This window comes from Hymenobacter gelipurpurascens, assembly GCF_900187375.1.
GTDB classification, from domain to species: Bacteria; Bacteroidota; Bacteroidia; order Cytophagales; family Hymenobacteraceae; genus Hymenobacter; species Hymenobacter gelipurpurascens.
Window position 1 is genome coordinate 1,302,417 of the sequence record NZ_FYEW01000002.1, and the last position, 15,281, is coordinate 1,317,697.

A 15,281-nucleotide genomic window follows, 5' to 3' on the forward strand; every position below is an offset into this window, starting at 1 on the left:
GAAGTTGCCTAGGCCACCTGGCCAGGCAGCGCGGGCACCAGGTTTTTGCGGCGCATCATGGCCTCAAACAGCTTCTGGTCGTTGCCGCCTTTAAAAATTTTATCGGGCACCTGCAGGAAGATGGGCGTGTCGAAGGTTTTGGCAGCCCAGCGGCGCCAGCCCGTAATTTCGGCCGGCAGCTCGTCGGGGCCCTTCAGTGTGAGCAGGTAGCCATCGGCCTCGCGCTTCACATGGCCAATCATGTCCCAGGTCAGGCGCATGCCTTCGCGCTCATTGCGTCGCAGCACAATCTGCTTGTTATCAAACTCATAGCTGAGCTTTTCAAACAGCGGCTTGCTTTGCTCCATGGTAGTAGCGCCCGTAATCTGAGCGGAGCGGAATAGCACGTACAGCAGCGTCAGGACCAGAGCCGAGGCCAGCCACCACCAGGAGGGCCAGATCAGGGCCGGTAACAGGCCTACGGCAAACGGAATGAGGGCATACCACCACTCCTTGCGCCACACCCGTCCCATCGCAATGCGGGTGTAAGTGTCGGTGTCGAGTTGGTGCTTCTTGGTGACGATGGCGAGCGGTGAAGCCCCCGACTGGGACTGCTGCTGCCGATAGCCGCCGCGTTGGTTAGGGAGTTGCATGATATATCAGTTGTCAGTTGTCAGTTACCGGCTGCTGGTTACGAGTTAGTAGTAGAACGATACTAACAACTGGCAACCGGCACCTGGCAACTCATTAAAAAGCTTTTAAGCTGAGGTCGAGGCTCCGGACAGAATACGTGAGGGCACCCACCGAGATGAAGTCGACGCCGGTGGCGGCTACTTCGGCAATGGTTTGCTCCGTGATGCCGCCGCTGGCCTCCAGGGGATAGCGCCCAGCTACCAGGGCCACGGCTTCCCGAAGTTGCGTCGGGCCCATATTGTCGAGCATAATCCGGTCTATACCACCTACTTCCAGTACCTGCTGCACCTCCGAGATAGTGCGGGTTTCTACTTCAATAGCCAGCTTCCGACCCGTTTTAGCCAAATACTGGTGCGTAGCTTCGATAGCGGGCCTGATGCCGCCGGCATAGTCCACATGATTATCCTTGAGCATAATCATATCAAACAGACCGTAGCGGTGGTTTACGCCGCCGCCAATAAGCACGGCCCACTTCTCGCAGAGCCGAAAGTTGGGGGTGGTTTTGCGCGTGTCGAGCAGGCGGGCCTTGGTGCCGGCTAGTAGGCCAGTCAGGTGCGCCGTTTGGGTGGCAATGCCGCTCATACGCTGCATGCAGTTGAGCACGAGGCGCTCCGCTGTCAGGATGCTGCGGGCACAGCCTTCCACCGTGAAGGCTACATCACCGTGCTGCACGCGGGCACCATCGGAGAGCAGCTGCGTTACGTGGAGCTCCGGATCTACCTCCCGGAAGATGAAATGCGCCAACTCCACCCCGGCCAGCACCCCGGCATCCTTCACCAGCAACTGAGCCCTATTGCGCGCATCGGCAGGAATAGAGGCCAGCGTAGAATGGTCGCCATCGCCGATATCTTCGGCCAGGGCAGTACGAATGAAAGCGGAAAGAGCTTCCGGAGTGAGGTAGGGCGGGGTTTGCACGGGGCAAAAATAGCAAAAAACAGCCCGATTACAGCCTTGCACCATAGGGCCATAGCCCGACTGCCTCACCCAGCCAACGGCAGGGCCTAATAAAAGAAAAACGCGCCGCAGAATAATCTGCGGCGCGTTGCGTTAAAAGCAAAAGGAAGACTACTCTTTCGAGAAATCAATTGTGCCTATTTTTTGGGCACCACCTACCGATTTCATTTTCACGAACATGCGGTAAGCACTGTTTTTCCCGGCGTATTTACCTACAGCATAAGGCGTACCCTCATTGCTGCCGCCGTAGTGAATGAAGTCGAAAGAAGCCGGCGTGTTCTTGGCGAAGAAGTCCTTCATCACGAACTCGGCCTGCGTGGCGCTGTAGCTTTGCTTGTCTCCGTCGAAGCTAAGCTCCACAGTAGGAGCGAAATACTCGGCCAGCTCCTGGGAAGAACTTCCCCGGATGGCATTGCGAATGGGCGCGAAAGCTTCGCCTTGGGCCAGAGCACCTACTGACAGCAGCAGGCCCCATACAAGAACAAAAGCCAAAAAGAGGTTACGTTTCATGCTAGCGTAAAGAATACGTAGTGGTATTCGCGAAAACTATGCCAACATGGCATCAGTAAAGAAATCCTTCCCCTGTGCCCTCCTCTTCGCTGCTAAGTTAGGAAAATGCGCGTGTTTCCGTGGGTGGCTTGTATCTTTGTGTCTATGAACAAACAGGTATTGTTGGTGATTCTGGACGGCTGGGGTCTGGCGCAGAACAAACAGGTATCCGCCATCGATCAGGCCCGCACGCCCTACGTCGATTCGTTGTTTCAGCGCTTTCCGCACAGCAAGCTCCAGGCTTCCGGCGAAGCCGTAGGCCTGCCGGATGGGCAAATGGGAAATTCTGAGGTAGGCCACATGAACATTGGGGCCGGCCGCGTAGTCTACCAGGATCTGGTGCGCATCAATAAATCTATCCGGGAGCGGAAGCTGGCCGCCATGCCAGCCTTGGCGCATGCCCTCGATTATGCCCGCACCAACGGCAAGCCGGTTCATTTGATGGGGCTGCTTTCTGATGGCGGCGTACACTCGCATATCGAACACCTGAAGGCGCTGTGCACCATTGCGCACGACGCCGATGTGCATAAAGTCTTTATCCATGCCTTCACCGATGGCCGCGACACCGACCCCAAGGGTGGCGTGAGCTATGTAAACGACCTAGAGCAGCACCTGCAGCACGGGGCCAGTGGCAAAATTGCCTCCATTGTGGGCCGCTACTACGCCATGGACCGCGACAACCGCTGGGAACGGGTGAAGGTGGCCTACGATCTGCTGGTGAACGGCAAAGGCACTGCCTCACAGAACCTGATTCAGTCGATGCTCGACTCGTATAAAGAGGGTGTGACCGATGAATTTCTGAAGCCGATCATAAAAGTAGGTGCTGATGGGCTGCCCCTGGCGACCATCCAGGAAGGCGACGTGGTGATTTGCTTCAACTTCCGCACCGACCGGGGCCGTGAAATTACGCAGGCGCTTACACAGCAGGATTTCCATGCCTTCAACATGCATAGGCTGAATCTGCACTACCTCACCATGACCAACTACGACGCCACGTTTGCGGGCGTCACCCCGATTTTCGAAAAGGATAATCTGGAGGATACGTTGGGTGCTGTGCTGGAAGCCAACCACAAGAAGCAGATCCGGATTGCCGAAACGGAAAAGTATCCGCACGTGACGTTCTTTTTCTCGGGTGGCCGCGAAAAAGAATTTGAAGGCGAATCCCGCATCATGCGCAACTCGCCCAAAGTAGCTACCTACGATCTGAAACCCGAGATGAGCGCCTTTGAGCTGCGCGATGCCCTGGTTCCGGAGCTGCAGGCAAAATCGGCGGACTTTGTGGTGCTGAACTTTGCCAACACCGACATGGTAGGCCACACCGGTGTGTTCGAAGCCGCCGTACGAGCCGCCGAAGCAGTAGATACCTGCACGCAGGCCGTGGTAGAGGCCGCACTGGTCAGCAATTACGCCTGTATCGTGATTGCTGACCATGGCAATGCCGAGTTCATGGTGAACCCCGACGGCTCGCCCAACACGGCCCACACCACCAACCTGGTGCCGTGCATCTTGGCCGACAATGACTACCACGGCACTCTGGCCGATGGCAAGCTGGGCGATATTGCCCCCACTGTGCTGGCGCTGATGGGCGTACCGCAGCCGGAGGCTATGACTGGCCAGAGCCTGCTACAGCCCGAAACTGCACCGAATGCATAAGGCTACCACAGCCTCCTTCCTGCTGCTTCTGCTCATGGCCGTTGGCTGCGGGCAGGAGCAGCAGCCGGTTAGGGCTAGTTCCAACCAGCCAAGCAAGCCGCCGCTGTATTTCGATGTTGCTGGTTTTCTTGGCCAGGAAACGGCTCGCCTCAACCAGCAGCACCCGGCAGTAGAGAAACAGGTGAAGCTGCGGAATGGTGTGCTGGAAACCACACGCGTACCGCAGGTGGACTGGACCAAGGAGCTGCAGATATTTCAGCAGGCCGATATTAACAAGCCCGCCCTGCGCGGCACGTACGCAGTCGATTCTTTGACTACCCCGGAAGGGCTCACGCAGCGTACTTACCGCCGCCAGCCAGGCCAGGACTTTCCAGTAGAGCAGCTATCTGTGCTTACGGAAGGCAATAAGCTCCGCACCCTCACGGCTACGCTGGCGCAGGATAACCCGCTGGTGTACTCACAGAAGAAGCTGGAGCTACAGTGCCAGGATGGCCACCTGACGGCCTACCGGGTAGACGGCATCCAGAAGCTGATTCTATTTGACTCGGTACGGTATTCCGCCCAAGGGAGAGTGCAGTAACACACCATTATTCTACGCAACAAGGCCCCGCGTAAGTGCTTATGCGGGGCCTTGTTATGTGTGAGGGTTGGAGTTAGTCGACGTAGGGTTCTATGTGCACGGCACTCATCCGGCCGCTGTGGTACGTAACCGAAACGTAGTTGGCGCGCTCCGTATCCCCGATTTTGACCTGCTCGTTAGTGCCAGCGGCCGGCCGGTGGGCGGCTTCCATGCGGGAGCGGAGCCGACGGCCATATTCCGGCTGGAAATTGGTAATGGAAGCATCGCGCAGCAGATCCTTTTCGGGCGCCCGGTAGAACTCGAACAGATTGCCCTGGTGCTTGAGCAGCAGAATGGTATCTATTTGTCCTGCCTCATGCAAGTTGCGGAAAGGCTGACGCGTGACCACCTGCCCTCCTGCGCTCAGCAGCTCCGGCACCGTAGGCTCCGGCCCGAAAGGCTGGCCTGCCAGAGAATCGTTGGTGAGGCGAACAACGCGGGCGGCGGGAGCGGGTGTAGCGGCCGGCTTGGTAGCCTTGGCTACCTGGCGCCGGGGCGCAGCAGGTTTCCGCTCATCGGTGCCCGTATCGTCGGGGCTACAGGCACTTAGCAGCAGCATAGCGTAAAGCGAAGCTGCCGACATGGCTTTGGTGGATGAGGAAAGCAGAAGCACGGCAAACATAGTAGCAGGCGAAAAACCTTTTTCAGGCCTATACGCAAAACAGATGCGCGTGGCTTGCTTTCCCCTTGCTACACTAGCTAAAAAAGGGGCTGTTGCGCCACAAAATATTATTGCGCCATCAACGTAGCCAGTATCCATCGGCGGCCGCCATGGTTACGGTGCTCTCCCAGATAAATGCCTTGCCAAGTGCCTAAAGCAAGTTTTCCGTTGCTGATGGGGATGCTCACGGCGTGGCCTAGCAGGCTGGCTTTCAGGTGCGCCGGCATATCATCGGGGCCCTCCAGGGTATGGCGGAAATAAGGAGCATTTTCGGGTACCATGCGGTTGAAGAACTGCTCGAAATCATGCCGCACGGTGGGGTCCGCGTTTTCGTTGATGCTTAGACTGGCCGAGGTATGCTGGATGAAGAAGTGGGCCATTCCCATCTGAAGCTGCTCCAGCTCTGGCAGTTCGGCTTCCAGCAAATCCGTAATCAAATGGAAGCCCCGACTCACGGCCGGCAGGCGCAAACGTTTCTGGATGAATTGCATAGCTAGGAAATCAAACTCTTGGCAGGCGTAGCCAAAGTGGCCTACAGCACTACTTCTTACGGGGTTTTGCGCTCGTAGGCCCCTATATCGGGAGTGGTGGGGTTGCGGGGGCGGTTGAGCAGGTCGATAGTCAGGCCGGGCAGGGGCACGCCTTTGTTGCTGGCTGGCGAAAGCGTGTCCAGCTCATAACTGTACATTTTACCCCGAAACCGCGAGGGAGTACTCTTGAACAGATAATTGGGCCCTTCCACCGGATTCAGAATGTTGCCATTCTTAGCCTGGCTCAGGGGCCCGGCGGTGTACAGTTTTGTGCGTAACACACTGTTGGAGATGCTGATGTTGCTGGCGTACTGCTCGCCGTTCACAAAAATTAGCTCGTCCTCATTCAGGAACGACGAAGACCAGACGATGGAGTTGCGCATGGTAAACCTGGGCGCAACGGCTGGCCTGAGAACGCCATTAATCTTGATGCCATCGGACAGTAGCACCGAGGGTGTTTCGCGCCTAAACTCGGGCGTGTAGTTGGCAATGGTGCAGTAATCGAACTCATACACTCCACCTTGCACGCCCCACACAGCAAACTCGCCGCAGTTGGTGAGCAGCGTATTACGCACACTGAAGTCGCCGGACAGGCCTAGAATTCCAGCTCCTTCCAAGGCTAGGCCATCACTGGCAAAAGCCAGCTTCGCGCTCGATATGTTTTTGATAACCGTGTTTTCCACCGTCACCTTGGGGCGCGGCTGACGGTTGTAGGGATTGAAAATCAAGAGCCCAAAGGAGGCGTTCTTGATTTCCGTGAACCGGATAACGTTGTCGTGGCTGCTGGCCTCGAACTCCAGGCCACCCCACTGGCCGGGCGTTTCGGTGTACAGTGCCTCGCGCCGGTCGCCCTGGAAGCGCACAATGTTGCGGTCATCGGGCTTCAGCTCGCCCGTAGGCCTATAGTTGGGGTTGATGCGCAGGCTGCCTGCTACCACCAGAAAAGCACCCGCGTGGCTATAAATGCGGGCGCCGGGCTCAATGGTGAGGGTACTCAAAGAGTCTACCAGCGCGTAGTTGTAGATAACGTGCGGCTTATCGGCCTTCCAGACCATATTGCCTTTCAGCGTTTCGCCATTGTGGAAGTAGGCGTTCTGGCCGTAGCTCACCACTTTCACTTGCTGGTCGTTGCCATTAGTGCGGAAGCGCAGGTCATTTTCTACCAGAAACGGCTTCTCGTCGTTGGGCGTAGGGTCGATGGTGGCGCGCACCAACACCAGCAGGCTGTCTTTGCCCCGGATGGTTATATCACGGACAATGGTGCTGGCGTCGCCATCAATAAGCAAGGAAAACGTGATACCCGGCCGGCTCTGAATCCCGATTTCCTCGACTTTCACGGCCCGGGAGTTGCGGTTGTACACCCACAGCCGCTTCGTGACGGAGCCTACGGAGACAAACACCGTATCGAACTTGATGGTATCCCGATCAAACTCCAGCGCGGCGCTGCTGTCCGTGGTCAGCAGGTCTTCTTTCGGCTCGCAGCCTGGCAGTAGGGCCATCAGGCAACACAACACAAGCAGCAGCGGAAGCACAAAGCGCATAGAGGAATTAACAGGGGGTATAAAAGCATCATGCTTGATCTGGTATCTGCTTGCTGCCGCATCTTTACCGCTTCGTAGGCCAGTTGGGTAGCCAGTGGTGGTAGAGACGCGGCAGCAAGCGGACGCCAGATCAAGCATGACAAACGGATTGACAGCCGACTTAGTACGACTAGGCCACGCCTTCTTTCAGACGCTCAGCACTTTCCGCAAGACGGAGCTGCTCCACGAAGTCGTCGATGTTGCCGTCCATCACGCTGCTCAGGTTATACACTGTGAAGCCAATGCGGTGGTCGGTTACGCGGCCCTGGGGGTAGTTGTAGGTGCGGATCTTGTCGGAACGGTCGCCGCCCCCGATCATGCTCTTGCGAGCCGCGCCTTCTACCTCGTTTTTCTTGGCCAGCTCGATCTCATAGAGGCGCGAGCGAAGTACCTGCAGGGCCTTATCGAAGTTCTTGAGCTGCGACTTCTGGTCCTGGCACTGGGCCACTAGGCCAGTAGGCAAGTGGGTGAGGCGCACGGCCGAGTAGGTGGTGTTTACCGACTGACCACCGGGGCCCGACGACATGAACAGGTCCTTGCGCACGTCGTTCATATCAATCTGCACGTCCAGTTCTTCGGCTTCCGGCATCACCACAATAGAAGCCACCGAGGTGTGAATGCGGCCCTGGGTTTCGGTGGCCGGCACGCGCTGCACGCGGTGCACACCCGACTCAAACTTGAGCTTGCCGTACACGTCCTCGCCTTTCACGGCCAGAATAATTTCCTTGTAGCCGCCCGAAGTACCTTCGGTGGCGTCAATCAGGTCCATTTTCAGGTTGTGCTTTTCGGCGTAGCGCATATACATACGCTGCAAGTCGCCGGCAAAAATAGCCGCTTCGTCGCCACCGGCTCCGGCCCGGATTTCCATGATTACATCCTTGGAATCGTTGGGGTCGCGGGGCAGCAGCAAGTCTTTAATGAGAACTTCCAGGCGCTCCTGCTCGGGATAGAGCGCTTCTAGTTCTTCCTTGGCCATCTGGCGGAAGTCCTCGTCCTTTTCCGTGGCAATTACTTCCTTTGCGCTGTCGATGTTGGCCAGCACATTCTGATAGGCCTTATACTCGACCACGATCTTGTTCAGATCCTTGTACTCTTTATTAAGCGTCTTGAAGCGTTTCATATCGCTCATGACGTCGGGGTGCGTGAGCTGCTCGCTCACGTCGTTGAAACGCTGTTGGATGGCCTCCAGTTTATCTAGCATCGTGCCTGCAGAAATAGTATTGGGAGTGCAAAGGTACGCAAACGAATCCGACCCTAAATGCGGGTAAACTACCTGTGGTAGAAGCGGTACTTTGTCATTCCGACGCAGGAGGAATATGGGTCGAACCCTTACTGGTTAAGCCAGATTCATCCTGCGTCGGAATGACAGCGGTGAACTGCCCTCGTAGAAATCGTAGAAACAGCTATTTGGTAAACATTGCTCTTTCAGAATAATTCCTAGCTTACCGCCACAAACCCGCACGTATGGTTGCTCTGATCGCCCGTTTTGTTTCACTCCGCATGATAATGACTTGCTTAGTCATTATTACAGGGACAACCACGACAACAACCCGCTGACGCGGGCCGCGGATTTCTCTTATCCTTTAGATTCTTCGCCGCCCGCCTCGCCGGAAAGCTCCACCAGGGAGCTACCGGGCCGATGCGGGCTTTTTCATGTCTACACGCTATGCAGGTTCTGAAATTTGGGGGTTCCTCGGTGGCTACGGCCGACAATATGCAACGCGTTTTGGCGCTGGCAGAAACCGCTGCTCAGCGCACTACTACCGTGGTGGTGGTATCGGCCCTAGGTGGCGTGACCGATGCGCTAATTGAAGCCGGCCGCCGGGCCGCTGCAGGCGACGCGCACTACCGCGAGCAATTGCGGCACCTGGAGGAGCGACACTTGGAAATGGTGCGCGGCCTACTCCCCATTACGGGCCAAAGCGCTCTGCTGAGCTTCGTGAAAACACATTGCAATGAGCTGGAAACTCTCTGCGACGGAATATTTGCCTTGGGCGAGCTGTCTGACCGCACCTTGGACCGGCTGGTGAGCTACGGCGAGCTGCTGTCGTCGCGTGTGGTGGCGGCAGGCCTGGAGGCGCGCGGAACAGCGCATCAATGGCTGGATAGCCGGCAGCTCATCCGTACGGATGCCCGCTACGGCCACGCCGCCGTAGATTTCACCGTTACGAACCAGCAGATTCAGGAAGCCGTGGCAGTGGCCGGAGTGCCGTTGCTGGTAGCGCCGGGTTTTGTGGCCTCCGAAGCGGGCGGTAGCACGACCACGATGGGCCGCGGCGGCTCCGATTATACGGCCGCCATTTTTGCCGGAGCACTGGAGGCAGATCAGCTGGAAATCTGGACTGATGTGAGTGGTATGATGACAGCCGACCCACGCCTGGTGCGCCACGCTAGGCCTATCCCGCGCATCTCCTACCAGGAGGCCATGGAGCTTTCGCACTTTGGCGCCAAGGTACTGTACCCACCAACCATTCAGCCAGTTCGTCAGCAGGGGATTCCGCTCTGGATCAAGAACACATTTGCACCCGAGGATGCCGGCACGCTCGTGGAAGTGGAGCCGCCGGCCAACCACTCCATTGTTCGCGGGCTATCCAGCATTGGACCGGTGGCGCTGCTGCGGCTTGAAGGCAGCGGCATGGTAGGCATTCCGGGCTTCTCGCGGCGGCTGTTTGCGGCCCTGGCGCGGGAGTTGGTTAACGTGATTCTCATCACCCAAAGCTCCTCAGAACACTCCATTTGCGTGGCCGTGAGCGAGGCAGAAGCAGCCCGCGCCAAGCACGCCGCCGATGCCGAGTTTGACGCCGAAATCCGGAATGGGCGCCTGGACCCCTTGGACATGGAAGGTGGCCTAGCCATTGTGGCGCTGGTGGGCGAGCAGATGAAAGACCACCCCGGCATCAGTGGGCGCATGTTTGGGGCACTGGGCACCAACGGCATCAACATAAGGGCCATTGCGCAGGGCTCCTCGGAGAAGAATATTTCCACCGTTATTCGGCAGCAGGATGTGCGCAAGGCCATCAATTTGCTCCACGAAACCTTCTTTGAGGCCACTACGCGCCAGGTGAATCTGGTGGTGGCCGGCGTGGGCAACGTGGGCAGTAAACTGCTGGAACAGCTGGCACGGCAGCAAACCTGGCTGCGCGAGAAACTGCGCCTGAACCTGCGCGTGGTAGGCTTGGCCAACAGCTCCCGCTTTGTGCTGGATGAAGAAGGCCTGGATTTGCAGAACTGGCAGCCGGCCCTGGCCGGGGGCCAGCCCCTGGATTTGCCGAACCTGACGGAGCAGCTTCTGGCCCTGAACCTGCGCAACACCGTGTTCGTGGACGTGACGGCCAGCGCCGAAGTAGCCACTTGCTACGCGCCGCTGCTGGCCCGCTCGGTGGCCGTGGTGGCCTGCAACAAGGTAGCCGCTTCCTCAGAATATGTGGCCTACGCCCGCCTCAAAACGTTGGCTAGTGAGTTCAACACGCAGTTTTTGTTTGAAACGAACGTGGGCGCTGGCCTACCGGTCATCGGGACGCTGAACGACTTGCTACGCAGCGGCGACGAGGTGCACCGCATCGAGGCCGTACTGTCCGGCACGCTCAACTTTGTGTTCAATAACTATGATGGCAGCCGCCCCTTTGCGGAAGTGGTGCGCCAGGCCCAACACGAAGGCTATACGGAACCCGACCCGCGCCTTGACCTAACCGGCGTAGATGTAGCCCGCAAAATCCTCATTCTGGCGCGCGAGTCGGGCCGACAGCTGGAGCTGAGTGACATTGAGAACGACTCGTTTCTGCCCGCCTCCTGCCTGGAAGGTGATGTGGCCGCTTTCTATGAACAGCTTGCTGTACACGAGCCCCATTTCCGGGCCCTGTATGATGCCGCTGCCGGCAAAGGCGAGAAGCTGCGCTTTGTAGCTCGTTACAACGACGGTCAGGCCCGCGTAGGCCTGCAGTCCCTTGCCCCCAGCCACGACCTCTACGCCCTCCAAGGCAAGGACAACGCCGTATTGTTCTTCACTAACCGCTACACCGAGCAGCCTCTCGTCATTAAGGGAGCAGGCGCGGGCGCCGATGTCACGGCTTCCGGCGTATTTGCGGACATTCTGCGAGCGGTGCAGTAGCATTAACCTACTAAATAAGTATAGAACGTCATGCTGAGCGGAGTCGAAGCATCTCTACCGCTTCGTCCTCACGACAGGAGCTAGCCAGAGGTAGAGATGCTTCGACTCCGCTCAGCATGACAGCATTTTGATTATCATTTGCCCCCACATGAATTTTTCTGAATCGATTACGGTGCTGGCCCCGGCCACGGTAGCCAATGTGGTGTGCGGGTTTGATGTGCTGGGGTTTGCCCTGAATGAGCCCAACGACACCATGCACCTGCGCCTGACCGAGCAGCCCGGCGTGACCATCATCAACGAAGATGACTACGACCTGCCGACCGAGCCCACGCGCAACGTAGCCGGCGCTGCTCTGCTGGCGCTATTGCGGGCGGTGCCAGAGCCCGTGGGCATTGAGGTGCGCATCAATAAAGCCATCAGACCGGGCAGCGGTATTGGCAGCAGCGCGGCAAGTGCTGCTGGCGCCGTTGTGGGCGCTAACCGGTTGCTGGGGGAGCGGTTCAGCAAGGCGGAGCTGGTAGATTTTGCCATGTATGGCGAGGAAGTGGCCTCCGGGGTGCGCCACGCTGATAACATTGCGCCGGCTATTTACGGCGGCGTTACCCTGATTCGGGCCACCACGCCGTTCCCCGACATCGTGCCGCTATCGGCGCCGCCATTGTTCGTGACGGTGGTGCATCCGCAGATTGAGGTGAAGACCTCCCACGCCCGCCAGATTCTTAAGCAGCAGGTACCCCTTAAAGACGCCATCCGGCAGTGGGGCAACGTGGGGGCTCTGGTGGCCGGCCTATTGCAATCAGACTACGACCTCATCGGCCGCTCTTTGGAAGACGTGATTATTGAACCCGTGCGTAGCATTCTGATTCCGGGTTTTGCCGAAGTGAAGGAAGGCAGCCGATTGGCCGGAGCCCTCGGCGGCGGCATTTCCGGCTCGGGTCCGTCGCTGTTTATGCTCAGCCGCGAGGAGGCTACGGCGCAAGCCGTGGAGGCGGTTATGCGGGAGGTATATACTGGCCTAGGCCTCGATCATCATACCTATCTCACCACTATCAACCAGCAAGGCTGCCGGATACAATAACTTCTATTGACGTCTACTCATGCGCTATTATAGCCTCAACCGCCAGACCGAACCCGTAGATTTCCGGGCGGCTACCATTGCCGGCCAGGCGCCTGATGGCGGCCTCTACTTTCCCGAAACCATTCCGCGTTTTCCGGCCGGCTTTGTGGAGCAGCTGCCGTCTTTGGCTCCCGCCGAAGTGGCCTACACGGTGCTGCACCCCTACGTGGGCACTACCATTCCGGAAGCCGAGCTGCGCCGTATCTGCGCCGAGGCCGTGGACTTCCCGTTTCCGCTGGTGCCCGTCACGGACCGCATCAGCACCCTGGAGCTGTTTCATGGGCCAACACTAGCGTTTAAGGATGTTGGGGCAAGGTTCATGAGCCGTTGCCTAGGCCACTTCTCGCGCCACGAAACCAAGCCCGTAACGGTGCTGGTAGCTACTTCCGGCGATACGGGCGGGGCCGTGGCCAGCGGTTTTCTGGGTGTGCCGGGCGTAGAAGTAGTCATCCTCTACCCTTCCGGCAAAGTAAGCCCAGTGCAGGAGCAGCAGCTCACGGCCCTAGGCCAGAACATCACGGCGCTGGAAGTAAACGGCAACTTCGATGACTGCCAGCGGCTGGTGAAGCAGGCCTTTCGCGACCAGGAGCTTATGAGCCAACGACGGTTCACCTCCGCCAACTCCATCAACGTGGCGCGCTGGCTGCCTCAGCAGGTGTACTACTGCTACGCGCTGGCGCAGTGGCCTAGCCACATGGCGCCACCCGTAGTAGCGGTACCCAGCGGCAACTTCGGCAATTTGTGCGCGGGCCTACTAGCCTACGTCTCGGGTTTGCCGGTGGCGCATTTTGTGGCGGCCTGCAACGCCAACGATGCTGTGCCAGCGTACCTGCGCTCGGGCAGCTACGCCGCGCAGCCGGCCGTGGCCACACTTTCCAACGCCATGGACGTGGGCGACCCAAGCAACTTCGGGCGGATTCTGGAGCTATTTGCGCACGACTACCCTACAATTCGAGAGCTATTGACGGGCTACTCGGTGTCGGATGCGGATACCTCGGCCACCATCCGGCGCGTGCATGCGCACACGGGCTACCTGACGGATCCGCACGGTGCAGTGGCGTATTTTGCTTTGGAAGATTACCTCAAGCAGCACCCTGAGGTGCAGGGCATCTTCCTGGAAACGGCGCACCCCGTGAAGTTCCCGGAAGCCGTGGAGCCCGCCACCGGTCAAGTGGTGCCGGTGCCGGCTGCTTTGCACGAGCTACTTTCGAGGACCAAGCGCAGCATCCGGCTGGAACCTGAGTATGAGGCGCTGCGGGCATTTTTGCTGGAAAAGCGCTAGGCCACTCCTGACATTTGTGGCGGCTGGCTGTTACCTTTTCGCCTTCATTCTCCCCTACTCCCATGCGTACCGTCCTCCGCGCCGCCCTCCTCTGCCTGCTGCTCCCGGCTTGCCGCCCCGATCAGGTGGAACATCTCAGCAATACCAAAGAGCTGGCCGTGGAGGCCGAGAACTGGCAGGTGAAGCGCATCATGCCTGCCGACTTACTGCGGGCCACCCGCTGGGCCGGCGACTCCCTTACCCAAACCGCCGACCGGGAACTGCGCCGGGTGCTCACGGAAAAACTGCAGGAAGGTGGCCTGGCAGCGGCCCTGCCCTACTGCCGCCCCGAAACCTTCCCGCAGGTTGATTCCCTGGCGAAATCCATGCAGGCGTCGCTACGGCGCGTGAGCACCCGCCCACGCAACCCAACCGCACAGGCGGAGCTGACTCCTGCCGAGCTGGTGCCAACCGATACCACGCGCCGCGTGGCTCGCCTATCAGCCGAGGAATTTACGTACCAGCGCCCCCTGGTACTGACGGATGCACTGTGCCTGCGCTGCCACGGCACTGTAGGCCAGGATATTACGCCGGCTGATTATGCCCTCATCAAAAAGCAATACGCTCAGGATCAGGCCACAGGATACAAAGTGGGCGACGCCATGGGCGTATGGCGCGTAAGCCTGAAACGGCCCGGAGTAGCGGAGTTTTACACCATGAAAACCCGCAAAGTCATGAAGAAACGCAAGCCGCTGTTTTAACTTCGCTCCGGCATGTACAGTATCCCCGGTATAAAGCGTCGTGGCAGCAGTATCCTGTTCCTGGCCGGTCTGCTAGGCCTATTGATGAGCAGCCCAGCAGCCGCGCAGCAGCCAGACTCCGCGGCGCAGAGCCTACGCGCGTTCTACTGCGTGCTGGGCTCCGATAGCGTAGCGCTGTACTACACCCCCGACTACGAACTTACCCTGCCCGGCTGCGCCACCATCCGGCGCCACACTCGGATAAACAGCGCCGGCCAGTTCTTCGGGTTTGTGCGCGACTACTGGCTCAGCAACAACCAGCCGGCCCTGAAGGGCGCCTACAATGCACAAGGGCGGAAGGAAGGCCCGTTTGAAATTTATCATCCTGATGGCACCGTAGCAGCCAGCGGCACCTACCATAACGGTCGCCAGATCGGGAACTGGGGCTATTGGTATCCATCGGGTGCCAAGCGCCAGGTACTGAGCTTTGGAGATGGCACGCTTACCCTCATCCAACAGTTCTGGAGCGAAACCGGCGAGCAACTGGTAAAGGACGGCACGGGCACGTGGTACCGTACCGAGGAGCAGGTACGCTTGGGTGGACCCGTACTTAATGGTCGGCCTGATGGGCGTTGGCAGGTAAAGGAGCTAACGGGCAAAAATGCTCTGGTGGCACAAGAGAACTACCGCAAAGGCCGGTTTGTCAGCGGTTTTGCCAGGAGCAGTGGGGTGTACTACACCGATGAGCCCACGATTTATATCACCGATTGGGACAACTATAGCGAGGCCGAGCAGTTTAAAACCAGGCCTGTCTGTCCTCCATCTGCCAAATAGCGG

The 15,281-nt window shown here is 58.5% G+C and carries 14 protein-coding genes; 7 read left to right on the forward strand and 7 right to left on the reverse strand.

The genetic code is table 11. The annotated features are described in order from the left end of the window. Positions 1 to 8: 8 nt before the first annotated feature. From CFT68_RS17400 to CFT68_RS17410, 3 genes are all read right to left on the reverse strand, one after another. Positions 9 to 632 (reverse strand): hypothetical protein, encoded by a 624-nt coding sequence (locus tag CFT68_RS17400; RefSeq protein ID WP_088844788.1) that lies wholly within the window; start codon positions 630 to 632, stop codon positions 9 to 11. Between the two features lie 94 nt (positions 633 to 726). Next, entirely contained in the window at positions 727 to 1,587 is an 861-nt protein-coding gene (nadC, locus tag CFT68_RS17405; RefSeq protein ID WP_088844789.1) for a carboxylating nicotinate-nucleotide diphosphorylase, read from the reverse strand. 150 nt (positions 1,588 to 1,737) lie between these two features. Beyond that, entirely contained in the window at positions 1,738 to 2,136 is a 399-nt protein-coding gene (locus CFT68_RS17410; protein ID WP_088844790.1) for a DUF4783 domain-containing protein, read from the reverse strand. Between the two features lie 144 nt (positions 2,137 to 2,280). Between CFT68_RS17410 and gpmI the strand changes: the two genes are divergently transcribed. Together gpmI and CFT68_RS17420 are read left to right on the forward strand one after the other, a co-directional pair. Then, positions 2,281 to 3,828: a 2,3-bisphosphoglycerate-independent phosphoglycerate mutase gene (gene gpmI / locus CFT68_RS17415; protein ID WP_088844791.1), complete on the forward strand. Its 1,548-nt coding sequence runs from the start codon at positions 2,281 to 2,283 to the stop codon at positions 3,826 to 3,828. Next, positions 3,821 to 4,408 carry a hypothetical protein gene (locus CFT68_RS17420; RefSeq protein WP_088844792.1) on the forward strand — a complete coding sequence of 196 codons (588 nt, stop codon included), beginning with the start codon at positions 3,821 to 3,823 and terminating at the stop codon, positions 4,406 to 4,408. The genes gpmI and CFT68_RS17420 overlap by 8 nt, the downstream gene beginning before the upstream one ends. Positions 4,409 to 4,481: 73 nt before the next feature. On the opposite strand, the gene CFT68_RS17425 is transcribed toward CFT68_RS17420, so the two are convergent. The 4 genes from CFT68_RS17425 to prfA form a co-directional block, all read right to left on the reverse strand. Then, the gene (locus CFT68_RS17425; protein WP_088844793.1) at positions 4,482 to 5,069 is read right to left on the reverse strand and encodes a hypothetical protein; all 588 of its coding nucleotides are present in this window, start codon (positions 5,067 to 5,069) and stop codon (positions 4,482 to 4,484) included. Between the two features lie 107 nt (positions 5,070 to 5,176). Continuing rightward, the gene (locus CFT68_RS17430; protein ID WP_088844794.1) at positions 5,177 to 5,599 is read right to left on the reverse strand and encodes a secondary thiamine-phosphate synthase enzyme YjbQ; all 423 of its coding nucleotides are present in this window, start codon (positions 5,597 to 5,599) and stop codon (positions 5,177 to 5,179) included. 56 nt (positions 5,600 to 5,655) lie between these two features. Continuing rightward, entirely contained in the window at positions 5,656 to 7,179 is a 1,524-nt protein-coding gene (locus CFT68_RS17435) for a hypothetical protein (RefSeq protein ID WP_088844795.1), read from the reverse strand. Positions 7,180 to 7,348: 169 nt separating this feature from the next. Next, positions 7,349 to 8,419, reverse strand: coding sequence for a peptide chain release factor 1 (prfA, locus tag CFT68_RS17440; RefSeq protein WP_088844796.1), 1,071 nt, complete (start codon positions 8,417 to 8,419; stop codon positions 7,349 to 7,351). 465 nt (positions 8,420 to 8,884) lie between these two features. Here prfA and thrA point away from each other — a divergent pair, with 465 nt between their 5' ends. The 5 genes from thrA (at position 8,885) to CFT68_RS17465 (ending at position 15,278) form a co-directional block, all read left to right on the forward strand. Further along, a complete protein-coding gene (gene thrA / locus CFT68_RS17445) occupies positions 8,885 to 11,326 on the forward strand; it encodes a bifunctional aspartate kinase/homoserine dehydrogenase I (RefSeq protein ID WP_088844797.1) in 2,442 nt (813 codons plus the stop codon). 148 nt (positions 11,327 to 11,474) lie between these two features. Beyond that, complete coding sequence (locus CFT68_RS17450) at positions 11,475 to 12,404, forward strand: homoserine kinase (RefSeq protein ID WP_088844798.1); 930 nt, start codon at positions 11,475 to 11,477, stop codon at positions 12,402 to 12,404. A 19-nt stretch (positions 12,405 to 12,423) separates the two neighbouring features. Further along, positions 12,424 to 13,725 carry a threonine synthase gene (thrC, locus tag CFT68_RS17455; RefSeq protein WP_088844799.1) on the forward strand — a complete coding sequence of 434 codons (1,302 nt, stop codon included), beginning with the start codon at positions 12,424 to 12,426 and terminating at the stop codon, positions 13,723 to 13,725. 62 nt (positions 13,726 to 13,787) lie between these two features. Further along, positions 13,788 to 14,465, forward strand: coding sequence for a c-type heme family protein (locus CFT68_RS17460; RefSeq protein ID WP_088844800.1), 678 nt, complete (start codon positions 13,788 to 13,790; stop codon positions 14,463 to 14,465). 12 nt (positions 14,466 to 14,477) lie between these two features. Next, on the forward strand, positions 14,478 to 15,278 hold the full coding sequence (locus CFT68_RS17465) for a toxin-antitoxin system YwqK family antitoxin (protein WP_088844801.1): 801 nt from the start codon (positions 14,478 to 14,480) through the stop codon (positions 15,276 to 15,278). Positions 15,279 to 15,281 lie beyond the last annotated feature (3 nt).